Source organism: Sporosarcina sp. P16b, assembly GCF_002743065.1.
Taxonomy (GTDB): Bacteria; Bacillota; Bacilli; order Bacillales_A; family Planococcaceae; genus Sporosarcina.
This window is the reverse complement of sequence record NZ_PDYO01000003.1, coordinates 200,546-227,246: the sequence shown is the minus strand read 5'-3', so window position 1 is coordinate 227,246 and position 26,701 is coordinate 200,546. Positions and strand designations below refer to the sequence as shown.

The following is a 26,701-nucleotide window of genomic DNA, read 5'->3' as shown; positions in this document are numbered from 1 at the left end:
GTCTTCTCACTCTCTAGACTATTGGCATTCGTCACACTGACTTGAACTTTTTCGCCTGTCAACTGCGCTTTTAAGCTCACGACGACATCACCTGCTTTTAACGCGACTGCGGAGCCTAGTAACGTTTTTCCATCCTCCGCGTACACTTTCACTACGTCTTTGATGGCCAAGTCTTTCACCGTGACGGTATCAGCGATACCTACATTGTTTGCTACCGTGATCGTATCAGCGACTGGAGCAGCTGTTTCTTTCTCAGCGACAATTGTAGCTTCGGTCTTCTCACTCTCTAGACTGTTGGCATTCGTCACACTGACTTGAACTATCTCTCCTGTCAACTGCGCTTTTAAGCTCACGACGACATCGCCTGCTTTTAATGCGACTGCTGAGCCTAGTAACGTTTTTCCATCCTCCGTGTACACTTTCACTACGTCTTTGATGGCCAAGTCTGTCACTGTGACCGTATCGGCTACCCCGACATTATTTGCTACCGTGATTGTCCCCACTTCCGGTGCCGGTGTCTTCGCTTCTGCAGCTACTTCTGCTTCCGTTAGGGGACTTTCTTTACTATTTGTGTTCGTTACACTGACCTTAACCTTCACTTCGTCCAGTGGAGCTTTCAAGCTGACAACTATCTCTCCATCTTTCGCTGCGGTAGCTGTACCTAGTAACGTTACGCCATCGATTTTATAAACTTTTACTACATCTTTTGCAGTTAAGTCTTTTACCGTGACCGTATCGGCTACGCCGACATTGTTCGCTACCGTGATTGTATCAGCCTCTGGAGCAGCTGTTTCTTTTTCAGCCACAATTGTAGCTTCGGTCTTCTCACTCTCTAGACTGTTGTCATTCGTCACGCTAACTTGAACTTTCTCGCCTGTCAACTGCGCTTTTAAGCTCACGATGACATTGCCTGCTTTTAATGCGACTGCTGAGCCAAGTAATGTTTTTCCATCTTCCGCGTACACTTTTACTACGTCTTTAATAGCCAAGCCTGTCACTGTGACCGTATCAGCCACCCCGACATTATTCGCTACAGTGATTGTGTCGACCTCTGGAGCAGCTGTTTCTTTTTCAGCCACAATTGTTGCTTCGGTCTTCTCACTCTCTAGACTGTTGGCATTCGTCACGCTAACTTGAACTTTCTTGCCTATCAACTGCGCTTTTAAGCTCACGATGACATCGCCTGCTTTTAACGCGACTGCGGAGCCGAGTAACGTTTTTCCATCCTCCGTATACACCTTCACTACGTCTTTGGCCACTACCCCTTTCACAGTAACTGTATCTGCAATTCCCACGTTGTTCGCTACAGTGATCATTTCAGCGTCTGGTGCCGTAGTAGCAGTTTCATCCGGAACATCCGCTATAATTTTACTACTCTCTAATTTGTTATAATTAGTTAGGCTTACCTGAATTGTTGCCTCCGTAAACTGTGCTTTAAGAGAAACAGTCAAATCGCCATTTTTAGTAGCAGTGGCACTACCTAGTAGTTTTTCTCCTTTAGAATCATAAACTTTCACTACATCTTTGGCTACAACACCTTTAAACACTACTGTATCTGCCGCTCCTACATTATTGTTTACCTCAATATAAGATTGTGTAGCTGCATTCACACTACCGATTGGTGCTACTACGCTTGCCGTTACTAAAGCTGATGCAATTAGAGTAGAATAAAGCTTTTGTGATTTACTTTGCATAATAATTATCCCCTTTTAAATTGTATTCTACCGACTCAATCTGTTAAACAAAAGCAAGCTTCTAAAATATTAATCGCCAATAAGGAATAGGTATTTTGGAAGGTTTCCTTTGTACTAATTGATATATCGGTTCTAATTTACAGATTTATAGATGGAAAAAAAATAAAATATGCTGATAATAATTAGATATATAACAAATTCCACTAGTGTCAGAATATAAAATATTTATTTCAACTTATACAATTGTCGTAAATGTGGAATTTAGTTTACACGCACAGATTTGCGGATAATTATTCGGGGACTGCTGTCTGACTACACAAGGAAATAGAAAGCCAAGATTTTAATTCAGGTATCGAATTGGGGATGCTGGCCGGGCGCAATATTGTTATAAACTCCTGCAAGGTTCCTGGCCTCTATACGCCTTCCTACTCGAAATTCACGAATCCGCACTATAGTTAACAATGCACAAGTGATTTCAACTTTAAATTATACAAATCAAAAAAGGAGCTGAATAGTTGCGCATCACTATTTAAAGCATTACTCAGATATTGAGTACGGATAGATTCAATATTTAGGTATTAGAAAATTAAGTTGATTTTTCTAGCAATTTATATATAGCTATATAAATAGGAAAAGGGGGAGTAGTTAATATGGCAATATCCGAGGAAATGGCAGAACTACAATCTTTATACTTCTTACTTAGAGAGAATACTTATGATGTTCTTGATAGCTGCGGATCAACAAATAATGACCCTATTATCATGCAAATGCCTGGAATAGATGATGAGTTGCTTGAAGATATGATAAACAATTTGGAAAGTATCAACGATGAGCCCGAATCTAGCCTATTAAATAATATCATAGTATCCCTAGATCCAGATTCAACAATAATGGAGTATGTTAATTTTGATGAAGAATTATTTCAAATGGATTATATTAATGACATTTCTGATGGAGACGAGGAAAATCTTAGTATATACCAAAACGAGGCTGCTCAGCTTTCTGGAGATAGAAAATTACAACTACGGCATGACGCATATGACGATTTCCAGTATTTAATGGAAACACTTTTTCCGAGGCTGTTTGATGTATCAGAAAGCATATAACTAATAATAATAACACTTAGATCCTACACATTACCTGTAGGATTTTTTGATTTGTTATTAATTATATTGAAGTAAGAATAATCTATTAAGATTAAGATCACAAATAATTCCGCAAGCACTCAATCACCGCCCTATGCTCTTCTATCTGCTTCTTCAACTCCCGCTTCCATTTCCCCACGAAGCCGATACTTCGAGGGATACTCCGCAATCCTCTCATCTTAAACAACCGCTTCCCTATCTCTTCTAATATCCGATCCTGCTGTTTAACCTGCTCTAGTTGTTTTTCAACTGCTCCAGTTCTTCTTAGTTATCCTACATTTACTACTCTCCCTTTACACTTGCACACCAGTTCAATTAAACGATTATAATTAGCTATTAACCGTCCAATATTATATAATAAGAACATACATTCTTATCTTGTAGGAGGGATCACTATGACGATTGGAAAATTGATATACTCTACGAATTCACGATCTTACGGCTTTTTACTGGAAGATGGTAAAGCAGCAAAGGAACAATACACTACCAATTGTAAGAACAGCAACCTGAAAATAGATTCACTGTCTTCTTCTAATGAAAAATCAAACAGCCTACTCTGCGCATTTCTGCTTGGCAGTGGACGTATTATTTCTTCTGCAACTAACAACAAGTATTTCCGTTTCACTTTCAATACTAAACACAGTGAATGGGCTCATTCCTGCTATCAACAGTTACAATTGTATGTATCAGAATTTCTTATAAAGAAAGAACAAACTACGGATACACGGAGTAAATTCGGCTTTACAGAGCGCGTAGTCATTGAATCTGCTCCTTGTGCTGCTGCTGAAGCATTATACTGCGATTGGTATCGGAACGGCTCTAAAGGCATACCTCTGGAGTTTGTTGAACAGCATATGACCGCTCAGACACTCGCGTGGTGGTACCAGGAATGCGGTCACTTGAAAGTGAAAGAAAACGGTACACTGGAGAAACTGATTCTCTCCACCGAGCAATGGACTGAGGACGAGCTTCGGTTACTTCAATATGTAGTAAATATCAAATTTAATTTCCTGTTTGCGATAGACGGTCAACGAAGACTTATTCTGTACGACCAACTGCAAATCAAATACTTTCTAGGTATGGTTGCACCTTGGATCCATCCTGTGTTCTCCTATAAAATTAAGATTGTAGAAGTTCGCAAATGCGTTGCGAAACGGACAACTATACGGCTTCCCAATCAGATATCTATTCCCTCTCCTACTGAAGAAATCAATCAAATGATTCGACAATACGCTTCCTCTATTAAAGTAACAACAGAGAACTTTCAAAGATTCAACTATGCCAGGCAAGAGAACAATGAATCCAAACGTTATCAAGTGAACCTTACTGAAGAAAATCGAGACATTCTTTGTTCTATCCAATCCTCAACAGGTTTAACTTTAGGTGAAATTGTGCAAGAATGTTTTCATCAACAGAATAGCATATCACCGCGACCACTAAATACATTGGATGACCTTTCCACTACACAGCAAAATATTATGCTTGGTTCTATTATTGGAGATGGCATGCTGACACATATACCTACGAAATCTAAAGGGATTAGAAGCACATATAGTGAACACTTTTCTATTAAGCAAAAAGACTATCGGGCTTGGAAGGTCATGAAGCTAGCACCGTATCTTTCTTTCAATCAAAAAGGTAATGTTATTAGTTCACGAGTCGATGATCTGTGGAGCAATCTAGAAGCAAACTTTTATAGCGATAAAGCTCAAGGTATATCAAGAGTTAAATTATTACCTAAAAACCAAATCTTTAATTTGAATGACGTTCATGGCTTGGCAACTATATATATGGACGACGGATCTTTATTGTTAACCACGCGGGTAAACCATAATTACAAAAAAATTTATATCACACCGCATATAGCGCTTTATTTGCAAAGCTTCACTTTTGACGAATTGACATTGTTAAATGAACAAATCAAAAAATTAACTGATGCTGAGTTTTCCCTTACTAAACTCCCGGGTGGTAATGGATATTATTTACGAACTAGCCGAACTGCCGATACGTTATTGTTCCTTCAGGACATAGAGCGAGTTACTGTTACTTGTCCTTCAATGGGTTATAAAACTAACTGGCATTATCGTTTCTATATCGAGAAACAAAGATGGCGTAGCAAGTATTCTGACTACAAATTAATAACCAGCTCTAGAAATCGAATGCGCGCTTACACGCCCGTTGAAATTAAAACTCTTAAAAGTATGAAACAATCTGGCAATACTGATCAACAAATAGCAGACGAACTTGGAAGAAGCTACTGGTCAGTTGTTTATAAAATTAGTGAACTACGTAAACTAAAATTGTTATAGAAAAAGAGACTTCTTAAAAGAAGTCTCTTTTCATGGTTCATAGGCACTATTAACGTAGTAGTTGTAGTACACCCTGAGGTTGTTGGTTAGCTTGCGAGTAGTCCTATTGTCTCTAATAGGCTCAGACTATATCTCCATCCTTGCACCTAAATACCTAGGATGCTGGGCACTTCGAACGTCAAATGACGCCCTACGGATTTCATCGTCATAGCAATTTGCCTTAGACGGTATATCCTAGTCGTTGAACCTTCTCCAGAGTTTCCTCACAGGAGCTTGGCTGCTGATTGTCCAATTCCACTTTTTTTCAACCGTTCACGTTTGCCGTTTCCAGCTGCGTTGTCGGAAAGTGGACTTCAGGAGGTTCCAGCAATTCACCCAGTTATGCGTCCTATCCGTTACCGAATAGGCGTCCCTGAACCACTTACCGTAAGAGTTGTAGTACTCCCTGCGGCATTTGATTCGATTGAGAAAGCATTGCTTGAGCTGCTTGAGTTAAGATGTTGTTCTTTGTAAAGTCCATCATCTCTTTCGCCATCGTGCGAACATTAGCTTTCACTAATGACTAGACTATATCTTCACCCTCCTCTTTCGGTAGGGGCCGGGCACTTCGGATTCACAAGCTACTCAGTCTTGTGTTTCCTACGGATTTCATCACCATAGCTTATTGCCTTAGATGGTTTATCCTAGTCGTTGAACCTTCTCCACTCTTTCGAAACAGGAGCTTGGCTGCTGATTGCCCAATCTATTCTTTTTTCAAGCGTTCACGCTGACCGTTTCCAGTTACGTTGTAGCAAGAACAGTTTCAGGGGTTTCCAGCAATTCACCCGGTCGTACTCTCTGACCGTTACCAGTCAGGACGACTGTGTCTGTTACTGCTTACGCAGCTAAGACATAATCCACGTCGCGGATACGTGATTCCGCCGCTGTTAAGTTTTCAGAAGATGTATTTAAGTTATTTATCGTATGCTCTAAACGATTTTGTGTAGATCCTAGGTTAGATCGCTCTTTTGAAACCGTTTTAATAGCCTCATTAATAACATCTATTGCATCGTTAGCCGCGCCTTGTGAAGTTACATCTATTCCCGTTCCAGTTTTGCTATCTCCTGAACCTACTTGAAGTGTTGCTGCATCCATATTAGAAATATTTAATTCTATATTTTGATCTTTATCTGAACCAATATGGAAAGTCAATGGGTCAGCATCATAAGCACCTGCCATCAATACTTTGCCATTGAATTGAGTAGTCTCAGAAATACGTGTGATTTCTTTAGCTAACTGATCAACTTCTTTTTGGATAGCATCACGATCATTATCATTGTCATTTGTATCATTAGATGACTGTACTGCTAATTCACGCATACGTTGCAAAATATCATGAGTCTCATTTAAAGCACCTTCAGCCGTTTGAATCAAAGAAATTGCATCTTGTGAGTTTTTAGATGCCATATCCAATCCACGAATCTGTCCACGCATTTTCTCAGAGATTGCTAAACCTGCTGCATCGTCTCCTGCACGGTTGATCTTTAGACCAGAAGATAACTTCTCGATGTTGTTAGCTGCTGCTGCGTTGTTTGAACCTAGTTGACGGTGAGTGTTCATTGCTGCCATGTTGTGATTGATAATCATTGTATTTTCCTCCTTGAGTGTTTGTTGGGTACACGTCCTTGTGTCCCTTATTTGTTTTACGGTTTTGAGTGCCGGCCGGACGCTCTCTGCCGCTTACACTACTAGTATCGGATGGGTGACTAGAGTGTTTAGTAGTTTAGTGAAATCTTTTCTATTTATTTGAAATGTGGAGATCACGTGTCTTGCACTCACTTTTTGATTATCTATTTACAATTCATTTTTTATCTTTTAAGTTTTTGTACCAGTCAATATCCAACGTTAATGATTCGGCATTAGTTTCTTTAATAGACTGAATCAGTTCCCCCCGTACAATATCCACGGATTTAGGTGCTTCAATTCCAACCCTTACCGTATCGCCTTTCACTTCCAAAATTTTCACTTCTATATTATCTGCGATTTTGATCGTATCGCCCGCTTTGCGTGAGAGTACTAACATATTATTCACTCTTTCCGCTAGTTGTTTTTACTTTCATTTCATCCGATTTCTTTTCATCGATTGGATGTTTGATAAGATAGCGCTTATCATTCAGTACCATTTGTTTGGCTTTTCTGTTGTTTGTGTGGAACAGTAAAGGTGCTTGTAAGTTGATTGTGGATTCTTCAAATGGTTCTTTAATGAAGACAATACCGAGTACCATCAAATCTTCTGGACTTTTCACTTCCAGTAAATCAACTGTTGGATCATCTATTTTAAAATCATACTCTTCTACAATTTTATATGGATTCGCTACAACGAATGCGACAGCTGTTTCATTCGTAGACTGCAATACTTGAAATTGTTCATTCTCTCCGATCGGCAATATGACGAATTCTTCTTCCTCTTCAAATCCGGGAAGTCCTCTTGGGAAGTGCCATGCTTTCGATAAATCTACTTCTATTTTACCGTGGAACTTTGTTGTAATTTCTTTTAGTGGTTGTGTCACTAGGTATCTCTCCTTTTCAACGTTTTGCTAGTTTACTACTCATCATTCTTTTTATTAAACTTTCCAATCAATTTGTATTGATCCGTACTGTTGCATCTCTACAGATACTTTCCCTGGTGTGTAATTATGGATTGGTTTATTTATTTGCGCATCGATTTTCGGCTTTTGTGGAGTTATGTTGATATCCAATGAACCTTCAGAAAAACTCATTTTGATTTTGGTACGGTCGCCTACGAATTTCACTTGAAGTTCAGCCATCGGTTTCTCCGTATTTTGTTTCACGATATCTGCTATCGTTGAACCGTTTTCAATTTTCATGAGCTGCTGGCCTTCTTGCGCCCGACGAGCTGCTCCTTCTTGCATTTTTCGCATGCCGTATTGTGCATTTTCAGCCGTACGACGAAACACACTTTTCAAATCGATGTCGGCACGATTCTCTGTTGTGTCGAGTGATAGTTGCGGTCGGGTTGTTGATATTTCTAAAATGGCTGCTGGTTGTTCAATACTCAGCGTCGCTTTCGGTTGCTGGATTTCTTGAACAGGTTCCGTCACTTGCATATCAATCTTGGCCGGCGTCGTTTGGATTTGAAGCTGTGGAATGTTCACGTCAATCACTCCCTTACTTTCTTATATAAAAATAGCGGACACTTGCTTAGTGTCCGCCACATCTTTTAGCGTAGGAAATCCATTAAAGAAGGCTGCATAATTCTAGCGCCAACTGACAATGTTGCACGATGGATCGATTCTGATGTAATCAAGTCCGTAATCGTTTTTTCATAATCTACGTCTTCGTTTTGAGAACGTTGCTTCTTCGCAGCACCTTCTTGCATTTCCAAGCGATTATGCATGAGTTCTGCACGATTGGAACGGGCACCAATGTCTGCACGTTTAGATAATACAGAATCCAACTTGCTGTCAATAGAAGTGATTAAGCCACTGAAGCCTTCTCCCGTCGCAATCATACCCTCAACTTCTCCAAACATATCATCAATCTCTTTAAACATTTTACTTACATCTGTACTGACTCGTAAGTTTATGCCGTCGAATACTTCGATTTCTACATGTTTAGAAAAAGAATCCCCATCTTCAAACAAACCCGTTTCTTTATTAAACAGTGGTTGATCCGTCATACTGCCGCTGAATATATGCTTGTCGCCTACTTTGGTATTGGCGACATCACGTAAGTGTTCACGCAACTGATTCATTTCTGTTCCAATCGCTTTCCGGTCTGTCTCTGTCATCGTACCGGTATTTGCAGCATTTGTAGCCAGTTCTTTCATTCGATGCAATACTTGTCCTACCCCATCCAGCGCATCATCCGAACTATCCAGCCAGTTATTCACTTCGCCCATATTCTTTTGGTATTGCTCCACTTTGTTCACTTGCATGCCGTAGCCCATGCCTTTCATGACGACTACGGGATTATCGGATGGGCGATTGACTTTTTTCCCTGTATTCAATTGTTCTTGTAGTTTTCCCATATTATTATAGCTGCTTGATAAGTTCCGCAGCATGTTTTGCGATAGCATCGATTGTGTTACGCGCATGAGAATTCCTCCTTAATTATCTGCCGACTGTACCCATTCCGTTAATGATTTTGTCGAGTGCTTCGTCCATCACGGTGATCATGCGGGCAGATGCGTTGTATGCTTGCTGGAAGCGGATCATGTCAGTCATTTCTTCATCGAGTGAGACGGAGCTGATGGAGTCACGACGGTTCGATACCGCTAATAGTAAAACACCTGAGCTTTCCGTCATTTTGATTGCTTGTTGCCCTTCGACTCCAAGTTGGCCAATTACTTGCGCATAAAAACCTTGAACGCTTGAACCATCCAGTCCTACCTCTTTATCAAAGAATACATCACCGAGGTTTTTAGCATTTTGTCCATTACCTACTTCAGCGCCAGTTGTTGAGGTCGATGCTGCCAGTTTATTTGGATCTTTTCTGAATGCGTCATCTACGGCAATTGTACTTGCAGTAAATTTCCCTTCACTATCAGCATTAACAAAGAATGGAACGCCTTTATCGCCTTTTAAGTCCGTTCCGCCTTCATGTACTGTATTAAATGCTTTTGCAAATGCATTCGCCATTTCATCTAATTTCGCCATCATCTCTGGATATAAACCTTTTACGCCAGATGGTGTGTTATAACCGTAAGAGTCTACAAGTGATCGCAATTCACCAGTCTTTGGCATATTGTCTATTTCTAAGGCAATTACTTTATCTGGATCGTTTACAGCTGGTTTACCTGAAATGTGAAAGTCATCTATTGCATCTGGAAATTTACCTGTTCCAGATGTATTTATTGAAATCTTGGAACTTTCTCCGCCTTTCACAACAGTAATCGCCGCAGTTGTAGTCGTTTTAATTTTAATCGTCACGGTACCCTCTGCAATAGCAAGCGCACGTCCGCCCGATTTCTCATAACTCGTTTCAATCGGTACATAACTAGACAACTTGTCCAGTAAACCGTCACGCGTATCATAGAGATCGTTTGGCAAGTACCCATTTGGTTCCACATTGGCGATTTGTTTGTTTAATTCTCCAATTTGAGTTAGCAACGAGTTAATATCATTTGTACTAAAGTCAATTTGGTCGCCTAGATTTCCTTTAATTTCAGAAACAGACTTGTGAATATAGTTAAACGAGTCAGCTACCGCCACCCCACGCTCCACAACGACCGCACGCGCCCCGCCGTTTTCTGGACTCGTCGCAAGCGTCTGCAATGATTGCCAGAAGTCGCTCATTGATTGCTGCAAGCCATACTCGGAAGGTTCGCCTATCGCGTCTTCCATTTGTGCAATGGCATTCGTACGCGATTCCCAGTACCCAAGTTTCGTTGATTCACTACGAAACTGATGATCGACAAATGAATCACGAATCCGCTGAATGCTCCCCGCTTCTACACCTGTCCCGAGAAATCCTGGAACCGTTCCCGCGTTCAGTCCAACGCCTGGAAAACCAGACGTAGCCTGCATGTTGACACGCTGGCGTGAGTAACCGGGTGTGTTCGCGTTCCCAATATTATGCCCTGTCGTATAAAGAGCGGATTGCTGTGTGTACAATCCGCGTTTGCTAGTTTCTAGTCCCATGAATGTCGAGCGCATGTTGTGTCCTCCTTAAGCTTGGGAGTCGAATGAGGAGAGCTTGGTTTTGGCTCCGCTTTGTGACTGCCCTTGTACTTCGTTTTTCGAATAGTTGACGGTTTCCGGACGCGGACGGACCATGTCCAGCGATAGATTCACAAATTGAAGAGATTGATAGGTCAGTTGCTGATTGAGTTCATTCTGCTGTTTCAACTCATGAATCGCATGCAGGAGACGGTCCCTCGCCTCTGCTAACTGTTCTTTGTCCGGAATGTTTGCTAGTTCGATTAATTGCGTCATCGTCGGTTCAGCAGGTATTGCACGTCCTTGTGCGGCGATATACTGCTTCACTTGCTGTAGACGCTTTTGGTCCATTTGCATAATAGCTGCTAAGTGAGCTTGCTCCTCCTTCAACAGCTGGTCAATCCCGTCGACGTCGCCGCTTTTTAGCAATGCGGTCTTATCGTTCGACAGACGGAGCAAGCTCGTATGCAGTTTTTCCAGGTGATTGAGCGTTGTCAAAATTGGTTCAATGGACATGTGGAACCCTACTTTCCTTATAGCTTATTGAAATACGACAGCATAGTGGAAGCGAGTTTGCTCGCATCTACTTGATATTCTCCAGATTGCACTTGCGCTTTTAATTCCTGTACACGTTGTTGTCTTACCGATTCAATCGGTGAAGTTGCGGATAACTTTTTTGCCTCTGATGAAATCTCGAGCTTATCCGTTTTCACTTGTGCTGCTTGCTTCGTTTGATCGACTTTCATTTGTTGATTGCGGTACGGGTTGACGGCTTGTGGTTTAAATCCTTCTATTTTCATACGTCTCGCTCCTTTCGATTCTTATGTTGGATTTGGGTCCTACTCTTTACTTCGGCAGATTTCATGAAGTTTTTAGAGGCTTTTGTACGAAAAAACGAGCAGTACGAACTGCTCGTTTCGTATTTCATCATCTACCGTCTTTTTGCGTGTAGTATGTGCCTCTATCTTGTGCTTTGATCGCTTCACGAAGCTCTTGCGCCGCGTCAAATGTTCTTAAATTGGATTGAATCTCATCCGTACATTTGGCGCAGATCTTACCTGTCGATGTTAATGCGCCACATTTATCACACGGATAGCCGAGGTTCGGGAACAATGCGGGTTGCAGTCTTCCTTTACGAACCCAGCGATGCAGTAATTCCTGTGTCACGCCTGTTACTTCCACAATTCGCTCGATATTCGCTGCTCGGTTCTCTCGTTTACGTAAAAATCGATAGACTGTTTCATACATTTCCTCTTCCGCTTGCGCGCACGTGCCACATACGTCCCGAAGTCCTGTGTAATTAAACATACTGCCACATGTCGGACAATTTCTAACTTCCGCCATCTCCATCACTTCTCTCTAATAGGTCTAAATAACGTCACTGCTTCCACTCGGTGTACGCCGCGCTGTTTCAACGCTTCCGCGGCGTGACGCAATGTGGTGCCGGTCGTATAAATATCATCAACGAGCACGTACACTGCTTCATTATAAGGTATATCGGCTGGTACGTGGAATAGTTCAGTCATTGCGAGACGTTCGCTGCGAGATTTTTCACCCATGACGGATTCCGTTGTTTTTTCAAGTACTGATTGATACGAAATATTCGCCGCTTCTAGTAACGCATCCACTTGCGAAAAGGTTCGTTTCTTTTTATTGAGAGGATGCATCGGGATCGGTACGACGATCTTTTTGGCATCGTTTAGTACGTTACGTAGTGTGGGCGCAAAGATTTGTGCGAGCGCGACGTCTTGCATGAACTTGAACTGATGCAAGTACTCTCTTGCTGCTTCATTATATGCATAGAGGGAATGAACAGAATCAAGTACATCGTCTTGTAAACTACTATCGATCCGTTCGAATTTTTCCAGACAGATTGGACAGGCGGAAGTGTCTTTTTGAATACCGAGGAAGTGTTGCCAAGTGGGCTGGTCGTGCAGTGGTTTATCGCATAGTAAGCACGTCATTGCGGCACCTCTGTGTTATTTAGCTTGCGAATTTCTCGCTTCGCTTCGTCCATAGCATATGTGATGCCTTGATGAAACAGTACGAAGTCGCCTGACGTGTTCGGCACAGAGCGCCCCACTCGCCCACCGATTTGGATGAGTGCGCCTTTATTGAAAATCGTTTGCTCCGCTCCAACAACCGCCACTTGCACATTCGGAATGGTAATGCCTCTCTCAAGGATCGTAGTCGTCAGCAATCCAGGGACTGCTTCTTGTCTCAGTAACTGCACCCGCTCTTTGCGGTCTTCATGTTCCGCATGGACTGCACAAATTCGCTCATCGAGTTTCTGGAATAACGGTTCTGCGATTTCCATCAGTTCAATCTGATGAAAGAAGATAAGAAACGGTTGCTGTTTAGCAAGACATTCGGTTGTCCAGCGCAGTAATTTCGCTGGAATCCGCTTCTTTTTCAGCTGTTTCTCGTAATTCCATAGCGCAACGCTTCGCGGTACCGGTAACGGCTGACCATGATAGCGACGTGCGAGGACCGAAATATTGCCTTGCTTTTTATTCATAGCAAGCAACTGACTAGAAGGCGTTGCCGTCACGAAATGAATCGGTGCGTTCGGTTTCGCTGCTTTCCTGACGGCTTGCTGCAACGTTTCATCCGCTGTATAAGGAAAAGCATCCGCTTCGTCCACAAAGACCGCATCGAACGCCTCATGAAAACGATAGAGCTGATGAGTCGTCGCAAGGATTAGCTGTGCGTCAAAGTGTTCTACTTCTGCCCCGCCATATAACGCTTCTACTTTCGTATCAGGAAAAGCAGTCGTTAACCGCGGCAATAGTTCTAAGATGACGTCCACACGAGGCGCCGCCAGACAAACTCGCTTGCCTTCTTGTAATACAAAATGAATCGGTTGAAACAGCATTTCCGTCTTGCCCGATCCGCACACTGCGTAAAGTAAATGAGATATGCCTTGTTTCGTACTTTCCAACAATTCACTCGTTGCTTTCTGCTGAGAAGGCGTCAAATTCCCTTGCCAGTTCATACGGTGGCTTGTCGGGAAAGTCGGTGGTGTGCCTGTCCACGTGAGTAAATTTGAACAACACGACACCCGTCCCATGTTGAGACAATTTCTACAGTAGGCGCAAGGTGCTTCGCATTGAGCGCATGGGAAGACGGTAAAACGCGCTTGATTTTCATTATGGCAACGCTGGCAAGCATAGTGTGTACCATGCCACGTCTTTTTTGTAGTAACACCTGGTTCTATATGAATATCGCCTTGACGAATCGCTTCATCAACGACTTCTTCCGAGAATGGCAAAAGATGACGCAACCAAATGCGGCCCGCCAAAAATTGCTTAAGTTGGTCTCGTTCGGACATGCAGTTCCCCCTGTTCAGGTTCCGCGTCGTTTCACCCAACCGAGTCCCATGGCCCCTTCACCAAGATGCGTGCCGATCACCGGACCAAAGTGGCTGATCGTGAAATCGACGTTCGGATGTTTTTCTTCTAATTGTTTCTTCCATTCTACTGCGTCGTCATAGCGATTCGCATGGATCACTACTGCGTCGAGCAATTGATTTTTCGCATCTTCCGACAGCAAGTCCGAAATACGTTTCATCGCTTTTCTAGACGTACGGATTTTTTCGAACGGCACGATGACTTTGTCTACGAAATGCAAAACCGGTTTCACTTGCAACAATCCGCCAACTAGCGCTTGTGCACCGGATAAACGACCGCCACGTTGCAGATGCGATAAGTCGTCCACCATGAAATAGGCCTTGACGTCTTTCTGCATGTCTTTTAATTCTTCCATGATCGCCCGCGGATGTACGCCTTCATTCGCAAGCTGTGCTGCACGGATCGCGTAAAAGCCTTGGGGATAGGCTGAAACTTCCGAATCAAACGCCAGCACTTCGAGTTCCGGCACGAGCTCGGCAGCCTGTAACGCGCCCATATACGTTCCGCTAATGCCGCTCGATAAGTGGATCGTAATGACCGCATCATAGTCTTTTGCCAGTTCGCTAAATAGCGCTTCGAAGTCACCGATTGCGGGTTGTGAGGTCTTCGGTAGCGGGCCCTTGCCGCGTACCATTTCATAGAATTCTTCGGTCGTAATGTCGGCATCTTCTTTGAATTCTTTGCCGTCGATCGTTACGAGTAACGGGATCGTGTGAATCCCGAGTTCTGCTTTTATGTCATCCGGCAAATACGCCGTCGTGTCTGTCACAATCGCTGTTTTCAATATGATCAACTCCTGTAACTTATTCTACCTGAAATTGGTGGAGTTGGCATCTGTGAAGAGGTGATTGGTGAGGATGAATTGCGGGATATGGGGGGATAGGGGATAGAGCGGATGAATGTCTTCATAGAGCGGTTAAGTGGTTGGATAGAGCGCCCACAGTAAAGTATGAGCGGATAACACGCTACATAGGGCGGCAAACAAGCTGGATAGAGCGGATCTCGACCAACTATGAGCGCGGCTCAGCCACCGCCCCTTTTTTTAGTGAAGCAAGTGTTTTCAGGGATCATGTGAGATAGTTCGGGCTTCACAGCGTGGTCTATAGAGCGGATAAACGTCTTCATTGAGCAGTTAAATGATTGGATAGAGCGCTCACAGCATAGTATGAGCGGGTAACACGCTACATAGAGCGGTAACCGAGCTGGATAGAGCGGATCTCGCCCAACTATGAGCGCGGCTCAGCCACCGCCCCTTTTTTTAGTGAAGCAAGTGTTTTCAGGGATCATGTGAGATAGTTCGGGCTTCACAGCGTGGTCGATAGAGCGGATAAACGTCTTCATTGAGCGGATAAATGGTTGGATAGAGCGTTCGATCGGAATGATAGAGCGGAAAACTCACTTCATAGAGCGGTAACCGAGCTGGATAGAGCGGATCTCGGCCATCTATGAGCGCGGCGCGGCCCGACCCAGCCACCGTCACCCCCATAAACAACAAATCCATCCAACAGCATGAGTATTTCAATAAAAAAACCCTTCCGAATCACTCGGAAGGGTTTTTCATATTATCACATCGTGGGTTTTTCCCAACGATTCCCGCAGCCCACGCGACTTTCGTCAAGATGGCAGTGGCCCCTTGACGGTCGGCTTCGTGGACGGCACGGATGTACGCACTGTTTGCTTCATCAACGACATATTGAGGTTTTACATTATTCAACGTCATCGCGAGTACGTCGTTCAAGCAATGTTCGCATGTACACGGCAAATTCAACTCGTCTTTATATTTGGATATCACGTCGCGTTCCACGACTTCCATAATATTATGCACTTTCATAGTCGAATACTCCTTTGCGTCACTACGCAGGGTTTACGGATTGGTGACATGAGATAAGTAGAGACTGCACATACTCAACGTTGATTTCAATGTGTAGTTCACTAGCCCTAAATTTCTCTATACTAAGCCTAGCACGAAAAATTCTAGTACATTCAATGAGTGTCTTCAGCTATCCACCTAGGGAATGGGGCGTAAGACGGGCGACTCCCGCGGGAATAGCAATTACTTCTGCGATTAAAAGCGAAGCGTTATGAGCATGAGCCTTGAGATCCCGCAGGTAGCGAAGCGGACGAGGAAGCTCAAGCCATGCCCGCAGGAAAGCGTCACGTCTGGAGCCCCATTCCCAGAACCACAATCCCAGCCTTACTTAGAAAGAATAATTTTCTTCTTCAACAACTCTTTACCCGAAATACCAGGCTTTGTCATCTCGAATGGATGCAAAATCGTATCCAACTCTTCTGTCGACAAGATATTTCTCTCGATACAAATTTCACGGATCGACTTGTTCGTTAGCAACGCTTCTTTCGCAATCTCAGACGCCACTTCGTACCCAACGTGCGGATTGATTGCCGTGATAATCCCAATACTCTTCTCCACATACTCCGACAAGTGCTCGACGTTTGCCGTGATTCCATCTAAACAATAATCGCGGAATGCACCGAATACGTTGGTCATGATTTTCAGTGACTGTAGCAAGTTGAACACCAGCACTGGCTCCATGACGTTCAATTCGAACTGCCCCGCTTCCGATGCCAACGCAATCGTCATATCGTTACCCACTACTTGGAACGACACTTGATTCATGACTTCTGCCATAACCGGATTCACTTTTCCTGGCATGATAGATGATCCTGGCTGTCTTGCAGGTAATGCAATTTCAGATAGACCTGTACGTGGACCCGATGCCATCAAACGCAAGTCATTACAGATTTTAGACTGGTTCAGCATCGTGCCGCGTAGTGCTGCGGATACTTGCACGTACGAATCCGTATTTTGTGTGGCGTCCACTAAGTGTGTGGAAGACTTTAATTCAAAACCACTGTTTTCTGACAGGTAGCTCGCCACTTTTTTAATATAGAGTGGATCAGCATTCAAGCCTGTTCCGACAGCTGTTGCGCCCATATTGATTTCGTACAAGTAGACGCGTGATACACGAACGCGTTCAATGTCGCGACGTAACACCATTGCGTATGCTTCAAATTCCTGTCCAAGACGAATTGGAACAGCGTCTTGTAAGTGTGTACGGCCCATTTTCAAGACTGATTGGAATTCAATGGATTTTTTCAAGTATGTTTTATGAAGGGATTCCATCACGCCAAGTAGCTTATCTACTTTCATTAGTGTGGCGATATGGATCGCAGTCGGGAATGCATCATTTGTCGACTGTGCCATGTTGACATGCGTATTTGGGCTAATGATGTCGTATTCACCTTTTTTGTGACCGAGAATTTCGAGTGCACGGTTGGCGATGACTTCGTTTGCGTTCATATTCACTGACGTTCCTGCTCCACCTTGGATTGGATCCACGAGGAACTGATCGCGCAATGCGCCATTGATCACTTCTTCAGACGCCTGGATGATTGCTTCTGCAATGTTCGCGTCCAATTGACCGATGTCACGGTTAGCTTGTGCTGCAGATTTTTTGACGATTGCGATCGCACGGATCAAGTCGCTATTGACGCGGTAGCCTGTGATAGGGAAGTTTTCCGCTGCGCGTAGTGTTTGTATACCGTAATACGCGTCTTGCGGCACCTTCTTTTCTCCGATAAAATCCGACTCTATTCTGTACAGTAATTGTTCTTCCATCATGCAGAACCTCTTCTCAAGTAGTTTTTATAAGTTTAATTCGTCTATCATTATACACACAATATTTCTCATGTATAGCCGTTTAGGCATACCTTCTCATCTTACCTTATAGATACCGTTTAAACCACCCGGTAATCTCTTCTAATCTCGCAATTCGCAGATTCGGTTTCCCTGTTCTCGACATATTATGATCGGATTCTGGGAAGCGAACAAATTCGGTTTCTTTGCCCAAATCTTTTAGTGTAATGAATAATTGTTCGGCTTGCTCGATGGGACAGACGAAATCACGTTCGGCATGAAGGATTAATAGAGGTGTTTCGATGTTCACTGCATACTTTAACGGTGACTGATTCCACAGCGTATCGACGTCTGTCATTCCAGCCTTTAGGTGCCAGTCAGTGAAGTAGTAGCCAATATTGGAGACACCGAAGAAACTAATCCAGTTGCTGATCGAGCGTTGTGTGACGGCTGCTTTGAAACGGTTCGTATGCCCGACAATCCAGTTCGTCATGAAGCCACCGTAGCTACCACCCGTCACGCCAAGGCGCGTTTCATCAATCCAGTTTTCGGTTTTCAGTACTTCATTTAGTCCTACCATGATATCTTCATATCCACCGCCACCATAATCGCCACGCACTGCGTCAACAAACGCCTGACTGTAGCCGTGACTGCCACGTGGATTGACATAGAGAACGCCATAGCCTTGCGCCGCTAACACTTGCATTTCATGGAAATACGTATAGCCATACATCGCATGCGGTCCACCATGAATTTCCACAACTAGCGGATAGGTTTTACCTTCTGTAAAGTTTGCAGGCTTCATCAGCCATCCTTGGATATTTACAAAGTCATTCGTATAATGAATCGTTTCCGGTTTAACTAACTCGACTCTTTTCAACCAGTCTTCATTGAATGAAGTGAGTTTTGTCCGTTCACCAGTCGCAATCGTTTGGCGATACAGTTCTCCGGGATTCGTCATCGTGCTAACCGTGAGCAACGCAAATTCCGCGTCGCCCGCGACATCATACCCGTAGACATGCTCCTCTTCACCCGTCGCAGGATAAATCGCGCCGTCAAGTGTAGCCGCATACAAACGCACTTCCCCCATACTCGATAATTGGAAATACAATTGCTCGTCATCCGTCCAAACTACGCCTGGCGCAATCACTTGTTGCAAGTGATCGGAAATACTTTCGTCTCCAATCGGCGCGTCAATTCCCGCTGTCAAATTCATCGTCTGATCGTTAGCCCGGTCATAGACGAAAATATCTGCCTGCGTAACGTTTTGGAACGTCATGTCATACCCTGTATACGCAATATAACGGTCGTCTTTAGAGAAAGCTACATTGCCGAAAAAGCCTTGTTCATCGAGAATGACCGTCTCTTTTTTTGTCTCCACATCCAACAGCACGAACGGCGTACTGAAATCATGATCCGTCTGCTCATTGCGATTGACTCCGATTACCAATTTCTTGCCGTCATGTGAAACCGCTTCTAGTGAATGATCAAATGGTTCCATTGTGAAATTGCAAATAGTACACGTGGCCAGTTCAACATAACCGATTTGAGTATATTCATCTTGCGGTACTACACCAATGAAATCTGCTTTGTATTTCATTTTCGTCACACGGACCGGTTGCGGAAATCCTTTTTGCTTCTGTACCGTAGTAGAAAATGTTTCGCCTGTTTTCAGCGTGCCTGTAAACCAAATTTTCTTACCGCACGGCGACCATTCGAATGAATCGATTCCTTTTTTACAATCCGTTAGCGCATAGGCTTCCCCGCCCGCCTTTTGCATGATATACAGTTGATTTGTTTCGCTGCGATTTGATAAAAATGCTAATTTCTTGCCGTCAGGAGACCATTTCGGCGCACTGACTTGGTGCTTACCATATGTCCACCGCGTGACATCACCCGTTTGTAAATCGATATGATGGATAGCTGAGTGGTACGCATTGTCCTTTTTATTTAATTCCGTCACCGTAAACACCGCTTCTTGATCGTTAGGTGCCAATACGGGATTCGTGACAGATTTCGTTTCAAATAAATCTTCAATCGTTACAACTCGTTTATTCATCTCATACCTCCTGTTTTCCTACTATTCTCTCTAAACCATAACAAGTCAGCACTTGCTTTGGCAATACATGCGTAAAAAAAGAGTGACGGGTTATAATTCCCATCACTCCTTTCCACTATCATTAACTCTTAATTTGATCTTTCAATGAACGTCTTAAAATCTTACCTGTCGTATTTTTCGGTAATTCATCCAAGAACTCAATAGACTTTGGTACTTTATACTTCACGAGACGCTTCCCACAATAATTAAGCAGTGAATGTTCCGTAGCATCCGAACCTTCCTTCAACACCACATATGCTTGTACTTCTTCACCGAAGTTCGCGTCCGGCACGCCAACGACTGCTGCTTCTACAATATCACGGTGGCTAAACAGCACTTCCTCTACTTCCCGAGGATACACGTTGAATCCGCCGACGATGATCATATCTTTCTTGCGGTCTACTATATAAAAGTAACCGTTTTCATCTCGTCGCGCTAAGTCGCCAGTATAGAGCCAACCGTCACGTAGAACAGCCGCAGTTTCTTCTGGCATTTTATAATACCCTTTCATGACGTTGGGGCCGCGTACAATTAATTCACCGACTTCATTGACAGGAACTTCTTCACCATTTTCGTCGACGACTTTATTCTCGACATTCATAATATTTGTTCCGATCGATCCAGGCACACGTTCACGATCTAACGGGTTGAAACACGTTACCGGTGAGGCTTCTGACAAGCCATACCCTTCCGAAACACGCACATCGAATTTCTCTTCGAAATCATGAAGCAAAGATACAGGCAGTGAAGATCCACCTGAAACCGCCAGTCTGATGGATTCAAAGTCTTCTGTTTTACCTTCCGGATATTGATAAAGGAAGTTATACATAGTAGGAACACCGGCGAATATCGTGGCCTTTTGTTCACGAATTACGTGGAATATTTCACCCGGACTAAAGCGTGGCTCAAGTAATATAGTAGCGCCTTTGACGAGTGGTGCATTCGCTACAACCGTTAAGGCAAATACGTGGAATAAAGGCAATGTCGCCACCACTTTATCATTTTCCGAGAAGCCTAAATAGTCTCCTACGTCACGTGCATTGGAGTAGATATTCTTATGTGTTAACATCGCCCCTTTTGGGTGTCCCGTTGTTCCTGATGTGTAAAGTATGACAGCGCTTTCATCTTCGTCAACTGCTACCGCTTCCATCATCGGTTTCGATTGCTTGATGAGCAAGCTAAATGGATGCACTTTTGCCTTCACTGAGCCATTCAGCGCAGCTAATTTCTCTCCTGCATCCGGACTCATTTCACAGATGACATAGTTCTCAATCGTCGGGAAAGACTGGCTGGCTACTTCTACAAGTGGTAATAATTGATCGATCGCAATAACGGCTTTGGCTTCACTGTTTTCTAAAATATATGAAATCTCGTCAGGTGTATAGAGCGGATTGATCGGTACAGCTGTTGCTCCGATGCGCATAGTTGCGTAGAGAGAGATCAAGTAATGCGGCGTATTACCAAGTAAAAATGCCACTTTGTCCCCTTTGTTAACCCCTAGGTTTTGTAGCGCGTTGGCGAACATGGATACGGACATATCGAACTCTGCGTACGTCGTGTCTTTTCCCATAAAACGATAGGCAATTTTACTTGGCTTGCTCTGTGCTGTCTGTTGAACACTAGAAACTAAATTCATGCTTTCATCTCCCTAACAAGTGAATGAATAACCATTCAGTATTTCGTTCATTATACTGACAAAATAATTAATTGGCAAGAGTTTACTGGGAATTTTGTTTATTTACTTTATTAGGTTAGGCTGACGGGGTGTTGGGTTGGGGATTAAAGCTCCAGCTGGGGACGCTTTCCGGAGGGCGTGGCCCGAGCCGCTTCCCTCACTTCGTTCAGTCCAGGGTCTCGAACTCACGCTGATCCTCCCGTCGCCCCAGCTTCCGCTTCAATCCCTACGTGGAAAGTGGAAATATTTAAAATGCTTTCTGGTAGTAGCGTTTGAATTGGTGCTATGTTTGAACTCATTCAAGTTCAAAATTATATGCAAATCAATTACAGGACCAGCTTTAATGCACAACAAAAATTAACTTCCACTTACTTTGCAAGGGATTGGAGCGGCAGGCGGCGACTCTGGGAGGATCAGCTCGACAGGTGAGACAACTAAGAGAGCGCAGCGAACAGTTGGCTCACCGCGGGCCCTCCAGAACGCGTCCGCCTAGAGCGCAAATCCCCAACCCCTAGACCCTTACACTTTGAACTAATCTAATCAATTCCATTAAAAAAAGACACCCTAAGAAGTAGGTGCCTTAATATGTGAAATATAGCGCCAGCGGATGAGATAGAAATAGCAAATCTGCATCAGCGCGAAGCCCGCCAGCACAAGCGCTAGCTCTTTGACAATGGAAATCTCCGCAAGCGCATCCCAAATCACCTGCAACGCCATAAACGCAAACACACTGTGGATGAACGACACACCCCACGGAAAGAAAAACTGCGGAATCAATTGCCGGTTGACGATCTTCGTAAACTCCCTATCCGTCATCCCAATCCGCTGCAACACCGCATACTGCCGTCGATCATGACTAAGCGATGTATACAACCGGAAGTAGATGAAGCTGCCAGACGCAAGGAAAAACACACCTGCGAGTAATAATCCAATAAACAACAGCAACGAAAACGTCATTCGGATATGCGAATAATTCAACCCAGGATTCTCAAACTCGTAGCGCACGGGATCACGGTGTTCGAGCATGAGGCCCGCCAACACTTGGGCATGGATAGATAATCCGATTTCCCTCGTCTTCTGCCAATCCCTTACGTTAAACGCATAATAATTAAACGCCAGTGCATTGGCATGTGCTTGTTCTTCAATGCGATCGAAATCCAAATGATTCACAACGATCGTATTGAGCCCAAGTGCGTTTGGCGGAAACAATTTATACGGATACACGCCTTCAATCTCGAGTGAGACGCCACTGTCACCTAGTTCGGTGCTGACTGATTCCGTCGACAACTGATTGGCCGCAGCAGCTGTTGCGGGTAAGAACAACGCATGTCCTCTGTGTAATGAAAGTGGCTTTTCACCGAAAGTTGCGGCCAGTTCATTCAGATCAGACAGCTTGACGATATTAACTTTATTCTTCGTGTAAGAAGATTGCTGTTCAAGCACACGAAAACGTACAGCCCAGTAATCAAGACCCGCTTGATCGAGTTCATTGGTCAATTGTGCGATATGTGGGTACTCGAATTCATTATGTGGCAAACTTTTGTAAATGAGCCCGAGCGGATTTACTTCCCGATATTGCGAAGCGAATGACGTTAACGATGCCAGAATGCCGACGGACATGAACGCTATGGTCGAAACGAGCGTGACGATGAAGAACATCCGCGCATTTTCTTTTAACCGTACGATGCTTTCCGAAATCGAAATCATCCAAAAGTCGCGCCAGAAGATGTTCTTTTGCCGTCGCAATGCATGCAAGACGAGCGGCAAGGTATCGGTGAAAAAGTAATAGGTCCCGATTGTGATAAGTGGCGGTAGTAGGAAGAACAGACTGATGATGCTCGAACGGGATACGAAAGCCGCCATGGCGTAGGCGAGCAACAACAGCACCACTCCGAAGATCCCACGGCTTTTCGAGTACGAATACACCGATTGTACGGCCATATCCCCATGTAACAAATCCGATACTTGTCCTTGCTGAATGAATACAGGAGCGATATATGAAATGATAGCGAATAAACTGAGGAATGCCCCCATCGTCAGCACGAATGGTTTCCAAGATAAATAGAGCGGTAATACCGGAATTTGCACGATCGCTTTGACGATCATGAAAAAGAATTTCGAAAACATGAAGCCGAGGAAAATTCCACTTATGATTGATGCGAAGCCAAGCAACATCGTTTCGATGAAAATGAGTCGATGCAACTGACGTTTTGCCATTCCGAGAAGCAACAGCACCCCAAACTCTTTCGATCGCGCCTGCAAAAATGCACGCATCGAATAGAATAGGAAAAACAGCGTAAATATGAATAGGATGATTTCCGCTATTCCCATGCCGAGAGCTGAGATCTCTTTTAGAAAAGTGTTTTCAATCGATGGATGAAACAGCAGCATCGAGTAAAGGAAAAACACCATGACGGAAAACACACTAGCCATGAAGAAGGCTGCATAAACCCGGCGGTTACGAACGACATTACGGTAAGCGAACTGTCGAAAAGTCATTCACATTACCTCCAAGTAATGACAACACATTCAAGATACGCTGGAAAAATGTTTGCCGGCGTTCATCTTTATAGATTTCATTGAAAAACTCTCCATCTTTAATAAACAGGACACGGTCACAATAGCTCGCAGCAATCGGGTCGTGCGTCACCATAATAATGGATGTCTGTTCATGTTGGTTAATATGTTCAAGTAATTCGAGCACATCTTTCGCCGACGTTGAATCAAGATTCCCTGTCGGCTCATCCGCTAGCAGAATGCTCGGTTGATGGATGAGCGCCCGTCCTATCGCGGTTCGCTGTGCTTGTCCACCCGATAGTTCATCCGGTCTGCGTTCCAAAATATCTTCCAAATTCAACTTTTGCGCCATATCTTCTACTCGTTTTTTCATTTCTTCAACAGGTAGTCCATCAAGAGTTAACGGTAATACCAAATTTTCTTCCACCGTCAGCATTTGCAGTAAATTAATTTCCTGAAAGACGAAACCAATTTGCCGTCTACGGAATAAGGCGATTTCGTTTTGACTGAGCTTTTCCGGTTCCACGCCTCCGATGACAATCTTGCCATAGGTCGGAATATCCGTGGCCATCAATAAGTTCAACAACGTCGTCTTACCACTTCCGGACGGCCCCATAATTGCAACGAACTCCCCTTCTTGCACATCGAAGTCTAATTTATTCAATGCACGATGTATGACTTTTCCTTCATAGATCTTCGTGACATCTTCCATCTTAACGACCGGTTGCGTCATCTACTTGTTCACCCGCCTCTCCGTCTTTAAATAATAATGCGATTGTCGTGCCTTCTCCTTGTTTCGAGGAAATCGTCAGTTCGTGACCGAGTTTCTCACAGACTTCGGATGCGATATACAGTCCCATACCCGTCGATTCTCCAGATAATCTACCGTTTTCTCCTGTGAAGAAAGCTTTCGTAACTCGGTGTATATCAGATGCCGGTATGCCGATTCCCTCATCCTTAATTTCAAGACACAGTCCTTCTGGTAGCTGGACTGCATTCACATGTATTTTCTTACCTTTTTCAAATGTATATTTCACTGCATTCGTAATGAATTGATTGAGCATAAACTTGATCCACTTTCGATCAGTCGCGACGGTTAAGTGTTCATCAACATTCAGCACAGGAAACAGACCGTTCACAATGAAAAGTCGTTTGTTGTCATTCAGCACTTCCTGCAAAATTTGTCTCAGCAATAGCCGCTCAATTTGCATATCTTCTTCAAACGTTTCAAGCCGCGCATTGACAAGGACGATATCCAATCCATTTTGGATGCGTCCCACTTCCTGCTCGAGACTCTTCTTGTCCACTTCCTCTTCTTGCAATAATAAATTAATAACTGAAATCGGTGTTTTCATTTGATGCACCCATTGATTCATGAAATGTAAATGACGATTTTGTCTATCATATAATGTCTGGACCTCATGTTGGTACAGGCGATATAATTCACGCGTAAATGCCGTCGTCTGTCGGTGTTCGGGCGTCATAATGTGCCGTATCAAAGCATCTTCCATTTGCTTCGGTTTTTCGACGATCTTTGCATAATACGTACGTCGCATGATGAACTTCGCTCCCAAATAGCCCGCAGTAAGTAAAATACTCATCGCCACCGAATAGATGGCCGTATTCGGATTGCGGAAACCGTCAAGCCAAAACAATAGTAGTATGAACGATACGAGTCCGATCTGAAACAGCATGAATGATACATGCTCTTTAACGAACAGTGTAAATGCCTTCATTCGACTTCTGATTCCGGCATGAAACGATACCCCGCGCCACGCACTGTTTCAATCCAAGATTGTACATCGTAATCGGTCAATTTCTTGCGTACTCGGGCCATATTAACGTTCAGCGTATTTTCGTCGACGAATGACTGGTCATCCCACAGTTCTTCGAGTAACTTTTCGCGCGATACGACTTTCGGGGACTCGCCCATCAGCAATTCCAGAATGACGCATTCTTTCTTCTGAAGTGGAATTTCTTCTTTTCCTTTTTGTAACGTCATCCGTTCTATATACAACGTCAAATCGCCCGATACAATCATGCGTTCCGACTGATTCGGTGAATATTCGCCGAACGACCGACGCAAATGGCTTTTAATTTTCGCCAATACAATTTCATAATGGAATGGCTTCGTTATAAAATCATCGCCTCCATTTTCGAGAGCAAACACTTGATCCATATCACCTGAGCGCGCCGAAATAAAAATAATCGGACACATCGTATGCTGTCGTAGCTGACGGCACCAATAGTAGCCGTCATAAATCGGCAAGTTAATATCTAAAAGCACCAGATGTGGATTATACGCATTGCATTCTTCCACGACTCGATCAAAATCCTGTATAATTGCGACTTCATATTGATATTTCTCAAGCGTTCCCGCTAACAATTTCGCGATTTTTACATCATCTTCTACAATAAATATTCGATGTTTCACCGTGACCCCTCACTTTCTCATTATGTTAAGTATAGCGCATTTCCCACCACACATAAATGAATCCTCGTACACAAAAGCGCATGCCCCGCAAGACATGCGCTTCC

General features: G+C 43.7%; 23 protein-coding genes and 2 pseudogenes. 2 read left to right on the top strand and 23 right to left on the bottom strand.

From position 1 onward, the window contains the following. A pseudogene (locus CSV77_RS06685) lies at positions 1–1,694 on the bottom strand (hypothetical protein); the annotation flags it as partial. A gap of 650 nt (positions 1,695–2,344) precedes the next feature. Between CSV77_RS06685 and CSV77_RS06680 the strand changes: the two are divergent. Further along, positions 2,345–2,800 carry a hypothetical protein gene (locus tag CSV77_RS06680; RefSeq protein WP_099672795.1) on the top strand — a complete coding sequence of 152 codons (456 nt, stop codon included), beginning with the start codon at positions 2,345–2,347 and terminating at the stop codon, positions 2,798–2,800. Between the two features lie 434 nt (positions 2,801–3,234). Further along, complete coding sequence (locus tag CSV77_RS06675; protein WP_099672794.1) at positions 3,235–5,148, top strand: hypothetical protein; 1,914 nt, start codon at positions 3,235–3,237, stop codon at positions 5,146–5,148. A 421-nt stretch (positions 5,149–5,569) separates the two neighbouring features. Here the strand turns inward: CSV77_RS06675 and CSV77_RS06670 are convergent. From CSV77_RS06670 to CSV77_RS06570, 22 genes and pseudogenes are all read right to left on the bottom strand, one after another. Beyond that, positions 5,570–5,683, bottom strand: a pseudogene (locus CSV77_RS06670) (flagellin); the annotation flags it as partial. 341 nt (positions 5,684–6,024) lie between these two features. Then, entirely contained in the window at positions 6,025–6,774 is a 750-nt protein-coding gene (locus tag CSV77_RS06665; protein ID WP_099672793.1) for a flagellin N-terminal helical domain-containing protein, read from the bottom strand. A gap of 214 nt (positions 6,775–6,988) precedes the next feature. Continuing rightward, a complete protein-coding gene (gene csrA / locus CSV77_RS06660) occupies positions 6,989–7,210 on the bottom strand; it encodes a carbon storage regulator CsrA (RefSeq protein ID WP_099672792.1) in 222 nt (73 codons plus the stop codon). Position 7,211: 1 nt separating this feature from the next. Then, the gene (fliW, locus tag CSV77_RS06655) at positions 7,212–7,697 is read right to left on the bottom strand and encodes a flagellar assembly protein FliW (protein ID WP_099672791.1); all 486 of its coding nucleotides are present in this window, start codon (positions 7,695–7,697) and stop codon (positions 7,212–7,214) included. A gap of 54 nt (positions 7,698–7,751) precedes the next feature. Then, positions 7,752–8,303 carry a DUF6470 family protein gene (locus CSV77_RS06650; protein ID WP_099672790.1) on the bottom strand — a complete coding sequence of 184 codons (552 nt, stop codon included), beginning with the start codon at positions 8,301–8,303 and terminating at the stop codon, positions 7,752–7,754. Between the two features lie 65 nt (positions 8,304–8,368). Then, entirely contained in the window at positions 8,369–9,244 is an 876-nt protein-coding gene (gene flgL / locus CSV77_RS06645; protein WP_099672789.1) for a flagellar hook-associated protein FlgL, read from the bottom strand. A gap of 16 nt (positions 9,245–9,260) precedes the next feature. Beyond that, entirely contained in the window at positions 9,261–10,805 is a 1,545-nt protein-coding gene (gene flgK / locus CSV77_RS06640; RefSeq protein WP_099672788.1) for a flagellar hook-associated protein FlgK, read from the bottom strand. Between the two features lie 12 nt (positions 10,806–10,817). After that, entirely contained in the window at positions 10,818–11,324 is a 507-nt protein-coding gene (locus CSV77_RS06635; RefSeq protein ID WP_099672787.1) for a flagellar protein FlgN, read from the bottom strand. A 17-nt stretch (positions 11,325–11,341) separates the two neighbouring features. Continuing rightward, positions 11,342–11,608 (bottom strand): flagellar biosynthesis anti-sigma factor FlgM, encoded by a 267-nt coding sequence (gene flgM / locus CSV77_RS06630; protein WP_099672786.1) that lies wholly within the window; start codon positions 11,606–11,608, stop codon positions 11,342–11,344. Positions 11,609–11,735: 127 nt separating this feature from the next. After that, the gene (locus tag CSV77_RS06625; protein WP_099672813.1) at positions 11,736–12,152 is read right to left on the bottom strand and encodes a TIGR03826 family flagellar region protein; all 417 of its coding nucleotides are present in this window, start codon (positions 12,150–12,152) and stop codon (positions 11,736–11,738) included. 5 nt (positions 12,153–12,157) lie between these two features. Continuing rightward, a complete protein-coding gene (locus CSV77_RS06620; protein WP_099672785.1) occupies positions 12,158–12,772 on the bottom strand; it encodes a ComF family protein in 615 nt (204 codons plus the stop codon). Next, positions 12,769–14,139, bottom strand: coding sequence for an ATP-dependent helicase ComFA (locus CSV77_RS06615; protein ID WP_199203712.1), 1,371 nt, complete (start codon positions 14,137–14,139; stop codon positions 12,769–12,771). Before CSV77_RS06615 ends, CSV77_RS06620 begins: the two co-directional genes overlap by 4 nt. 14 nt (positions 14,140–14,153) lie before the next feature. Continuing rightward, positions 14,154–15,002 carry a DegV family protein gene (locus CSV77_RS06610; protein ID WP_099672784.1) on the bottom strand — a complete coding sequence of 283 codons (849 nt, stop codon included), beginning with the start codon at positions 15,000–15,002 and terminating at the stop codon, positions 14,154–14,156. 492 nt (positions 15,003–15,494) lie between these two features. Then, on the bottom strand, positions 15,495–15,692 hold the full coding sequence (locus CSV77_RS16755) for a hypothetical protein (RefSeq protein ID WP_144034664.1): 198 nt from the start codon (positions 15,690–15,692) through the stop codon (positions 15,495–15,497). A 66-nt stretch (positions 15,693–15,758) separates the two neighbouring features. Further along, the gene (locus CSV77_RS06605) at positions 15,759–16,049 is read right to left on the bottom strand and encodes a late competence development ComFB family protein (protein WP_099672783.1); all 291 of its coding nucleotides are present in this window, start codon (positions 16,047–16,049) and stop codon (positions 15,759–15,761) included. 363 nt (positions 16,050–16,412) lie between these two features. Next, positions 16,413–17,858, bottom strand: a complete 1,446-nt coding sequence (aspA, locus tag CSV77_RS06600; RefSeq protein ID WP_099631126.1) for an aspartate ammonia-lyase — start codon at positions 17,856–17,858, stop codon at positions 16,413–16,415. A 103-nt stretch (positions 17,859–17,961) separates the two neighbouring features. Further along, on the bottom strand, positions 17,962–19,932 hold the full coding sequence (locus CSV77_RS06595; protein ID WP_099672782.1) for a S9 family peptidase: 1,971 nt from the start codon (positions 19,930–19,932) through the stop codon (positions 17,962–17,964). Positions 19,933–20,053: 121 nt separating this feature from the next. Further along, the gene (locus CSV77_RS06590; RefSeq protein WP_099672781.1) at positions 20,054–21,607 is read right to left on the bottom strand and encodes a fatty acid--CoA ligase family protein; all 1,554 of its coding nucleotides are present in this window, start codon (positions 21,605–21,607) and stop codon (positions 20,054–20,056) included. A 603-nt stretch (positions 21,608–22,210) separates the two neighbouring features. Continuing rightward, on the bottom strand, positions 22,211–24,145 hold the full coding sequence (locus CSV77_RS06585; RefSeq protein WP_199203711.1) for an FtsX-like permease family protein: 1,935 nt from the start codon (positions 24,143–24,145) through the stop codon (positions 22,211–22,213). Further along, positions 24,117–24,896: an ABC transporter ATP-binding protein gene (locus CSV77_RS06580; protein WP_099672780.1), complete on the bottom strand. Its 780-nt coding sequence runs from the start codon at positions 24,894–24,896 to the stop codon at positions 24,117–24,119. The genes CSV77_RS06585 and CSV77_RS06580 overlap by 29 nt, the downstream gene beginning before the upstream one ends. Further along, the gene (locus tag CSV77_RS06575; protein WP_099672779.1) at positions 24,877–25,899 is read right to left on the bottom strand and encodes a sensor histidine kinase; all 1,023 of its coding nucleotides are present in this window, start codon (positions 25,897–25,899) and stop codon (positions 24,877–24,879) included. The genes CSV77_RS06580 and CSV77_RS06575 overlap by 20 nt, the downstream gene beginning before the upstream one ends. After that, positions 25,896–26,597 (bottom strand): response regulator transcription factor, encoded by a 702-nt coding sequence (locus CSV77_RS06570; protein ID WP_099672778.1) that lies wholly within the window; start codon positions 26,595–26,597, stop codon positions 25,896–25,898. The genes CSV77_RS06575 and CSV77_RS06570 overlap by 4 nt, the downstream gene beginning before the upstream one ends. Positions 26,598–26,701: the final 104 nt, after the last annotated feature.

What these genes read in the sequence shown, in the direction of transcription:
- CSV77_RS06680 (WP_099672795.1), top strand. Translation starts at nt 2,345, where the DNA reads ATGGCAATATCCGAGGAAATGGCAGAACTACAATCTTTATACTTCTTA.
- CSV77_RS06675 (WP_099672794.1), top strand. Translation starts at nt 3,235, where the DNA reads ATGACGATTGGAAAATTGATATACTCTACGAATTCACGATCTTACGGC.
- CSV77_RS06665 (WP_099672793.1), bottom strand. Translation starts at nt 6,774, where the DNA reads ATGATTATCAATCACAACATGGCAGCAATGAACACTCACCGTCAACTA.
- csrA (WP_099672792.1), bottom strand. Translation starts at nt 7,210, where the DNA reads ATGTTAGTACTCTCACGCAAAGCGGGCGATACGATCAAAATCGCAGAT.
- flgL (WP_099672789.1), bottom strand. Translation starts at nt 9,244, where the DNA reads ATGCGCGTAACACAATCGATGCTATCGCAAAACATGCTGCGGAACTTA.
- flgK (WP_099672788.1), bottom strand. Translation starts at nt 10,805, where the DNA reads ATGCGCTCGACATTCATGGGACTAGAAACTAGCAAACGCGGATTGTAC.
- CSV77_RS06635 (WP_099672787.1), bottom strand. Translation starts at nt 11,324, where the DNA reads ATGTCCATTGAACCAATTTTGACAACGCTCAATCACCTGGAAAAACTG.
- flgM (WP_099672786.1), bottom strand. Translation starts at nt 11,608, where the DNA reads ATGAAAATAGAAGGATTTAAACCACAAGCCGTCAACCCGTACCGCAAT.
- CSV77_RS06625 (WP_099672813.1), bottom strand. Translation starts at nt 12,152, where the DNA reads ATGGCGGAAGTTAGAAATTGTCCGACATGTGGCAGTATGTTTAATTAC.
- CSV77_RS06620 (WP_099672785.1), bottom strand. Translation starts at nt 12,772, where the DNA reads ATGACGTGCTTACTATGCGATAAACCACTGCACGACCAGCCCACTTGG.
- CSV77_RS06615 (WP_199203712.1), bottom strand. Translation starts at nt 14,139, where the DNA reads ATGTCCGAACGAGACCAACTTAAGCAATTTTTGGCGGGCCGCATTTGG.
- CSV77_RS06605 (WP_099672783.1), bottom strand. Translation starts at nt 16,049, where the DNA reads ATGAAAGTGCATAATATTATGGAAGTCGTGGAACGCGACGTGATATCC.
- aspA (WP_099631126.1), bottom strand. Translation starts at nt 17,858, where the DNA reads ATGATGGAAGAACAATTACTGTACAGAATAGAGTCGGATTTTATCGGA.
- CSV77_RS06595 (WP_099672782.1), bottom strand. Translation starts at nt 19,932, where the DNA reads ATGAATAAACGAGTTGTAACGATTGAAGATTTATTTGAAACGAAATCT.
- CSV77_RS06590 (WP_099672781.1), bottom strand. Translation starts at nt 21,607, where the DNA reads ATGAATTTAGTTTCTAGTGTTCAACAGACAGCACAGAGCAAGCCAAGT.
- CSV77_RS06585 (WP_199203711.1), bottom strand. Translation starts at nt 24,145, where the DNA reads ATGACTTTTCGACAGTTCGCTTACCGTAATGTCGTTCGTAACCGCCGG.
- CSV77_RS06580 (WP_099672780.1), bottom strand. Translation starts at nt 24,896, where the DNA reads ATGACGCAACCGGTCGTTAAGATGGAAGATGTCACGAAGATCTATGAA.
- CSV77_RS06575 (WP_099672779.1), bottom strand. Translation starts at nt 25,899, where the DNA reads ATGAAGGCATTTACACTGTTCGTTAAAGAGCATGTATCATTCATGCTG.